General features: G+C 33.2%; 1 protein-coding gene and 1 pseudogene. Both read right to left on the reverse strand.

All coding sequences use genetic code 11. The features are described from left to right. Positions 1-236: 236 nt before the first annotated feature. Positions 237-1,193, reverse strand: coding sequence for a lysylphosphatidylglycerol synthase transmembrane domain-containing protein (locus F6K13_RS29330; protein WP_124146507.1), 957 nt, complete (start codon positions 1,191-1,193; stop codon positions 237-239). A 38-nt stretch (positions 1,194-1,231) separates the two neighbouring features. Then, a pseudogene (locus F6K13_RS29335) lies at positions 1,232-2,257 on the reverse strand (hypothetical protein); the annotation flags it as partial. Between the last annotated feature and the right edge of the window lie 9 nt (positions 2,258-2,266).

Below are 2,266 nucleotides of genomic sequence, written 5' to 3' on the forward strand. Positions count from 1 at the left end.
CCTGACTCGGTCCTCCTACCCTCACCCATAAGACTTTTTCAGCAAACCCTAATTAATTAATAGGAAAAGCTGCATCCACACCACCAACAAGAATGATTGTCATTCTCACAAAACCTGTCAATTTTTTACCGCTGCTTATATTCTTTAAACCCTTATCCAACAATAGTTTTGAGCTGCTTGTCACCCCGTGATTTCAAAAACTTTAACCGCATTTATTGTTGACTCAATCTTAAATATCAAAACTGTTGATTTTTGTTCATTTGTTTAACTGTTGCCATCATTTCTCCTAAAAAGGGTAAACCAATAATCGCAGGAAGAAAATAACGAGAAGTGCATAATAAACCTAAAGCTGCTCCTGTAGCTTCTCCAAAATAAGGTTGATAAAATAAAATCAAAGCAGCATCACGAGTACCCACTCCAGCAAAAGTAAGTGGTAATAAACCAGCTAAAATCGCCAGAGGAGATAAGGCTAAATTAGTCAAGAAAGGAACATCTGCTTTAAGAGCTAAAATGAATAACCAGATTTGAAATAAATGTAGAAACCAAATAAAAATAGAAGTAGTAGAAACTTTAATTAATTGCCTTTTATCCTCCCAAAAATAATCGTGCATTTCTAACCATGATTCTTTTAAACTCTCTAATTTTTTCCCTATTTTTTTAGGTAAAATCTTAATCCCAATGTCAAAAAAAACAATAGCAAATTTTCTAGAACCTAAGAGAATTAAACCTAATATTAAACCTACTCCTACTCCTATAGTCATCAACCAGAAAAGAGAATTCTTGTCAGGATAAACTATCAAGCCAAATACACACCATAAAAGTAGTGATAACATATCACAGGCTTTTTCAAAGACTACTAAAGAGAGAGATAGAGTACCACTTAAATGTCCTCTATCTTTCATAAAATAAGCCTTAGCAATATCACCCATTTTTGATGGTAAAACCATATTCAAAACACTAGCACCTAAAATCAAACGATTTGCTTCCAGAAAATCTAAACTGCTTCCTTTAGGCATTAATTGTTGTAATCGCCATGAGGTAAATAAAGTAATGGGAATTACCATTGCTAAGGACAAAAACATGATTAAACCATCACAATTAGCAAAAACTTTTGCTAAATTTTGTAGGTCAATTTTAGAGTAAATAATTAGTAGAATAGCAACGCTTACGGCAATCGAAATATATTTTTTCATTGGATTTATTAGATGATTAATTATGGCTATTTAGTTACTTATAATTTTCTTTCTAATGTTAAATTTTGCTTGGGTTCAAGTTGTTTTATTTGTGGAGTAAGATCGAGCCAACGTTGTAGCTGTCCTTCTTGAAAAGTTCGACTCATAACTACATATATAGAAGTTTGATCGCAACCTATTCCCCCTGCAATAACGGAATCCCATGATTCTGCAGTTAATTGATCGTAAACAACCCAATTGCCATTATTCCATTGTAAAGAACGATAGAAGCCAAAAGGAGCATTTTTCTTACCAGTAATCAGTATTTTTTGCAGAGTTTTACGGATTAAATTTGGGAAAAAACGTCCTAGTGTAAACATAACTATTCTTAAAACAATTAAATTAAAGCTAGTCATTTGTTTTTGTTTTGCCCAACCTAAAGAACCTTGAATAATAATTTCATTTTCCCCTAGTTCAATTTTGTAACGAGAGCTAACTAAATGAGCTACTGCATTTTTTACTTTATTTCCTTCCTTGATTAACAGAGAAAATTGAGTATCAGAAAGAATTAATTTATTGTCACGAAATAGTTTGAAAACTCCGCCTTTATTAAGAGCAAGATAAAGTTCAGTATTTTCCCTCCTATCTATTAAAATACCTCCTTCTTTTAAATGAAATCTTCCCTGAGGGCGAGGGGATAAATCAGGTCGAACTTCAACAAAATCACGCCAAGCTAAAAGGTAATTCCAAGTATGATGTCCTACTATATGATCGTCCGCATAACAAGGATTTAATCCTTTTTCTAAACCCTTTAAAAAGCGATCGTTAATATTCAATGCTTCTGGCATCCATTTGCCCACTAATTCAAAGCCATAGGGAAAGAAATTATAAGTATTACGACTGGTATATTCTCCACCATAAGACCCATCTGGATGAACAAAATGACTAGCAAGAGCAACAGCTTTCGCTAAAGCACCTTTTAGATCGATATTAGGATTAAGTTCATAAATCCATGCTAAACAAGAGATAGTTAAAGTATGATAACCTGGGTCGCATCCTTCATACTCTTGAAACCATGAAGGTTGGTTTCAAGA

It is taken from the genome of Okeania sp. SIO2B9, from assembly GCF_010672505.1.
In the GTDB taxonomy this organism is placed as follows: domain Bacteria; phylum Cyanobacteriota; class Cyanobacteriia; order Cyanobacteriales; family Microcoleaceae; genus Okeania; species Okeania hirsuta.

Bases quoted from the DNA above. Each gene is read 5' to 3' on its own strand.
- F6K13_RS29330 (WP_124146507.1), bottom strand. From the start codon at position 1,193: ATGAAAAAATATATTTCGATTGCCGTAAGCGTTGCTATTCTACTAATT.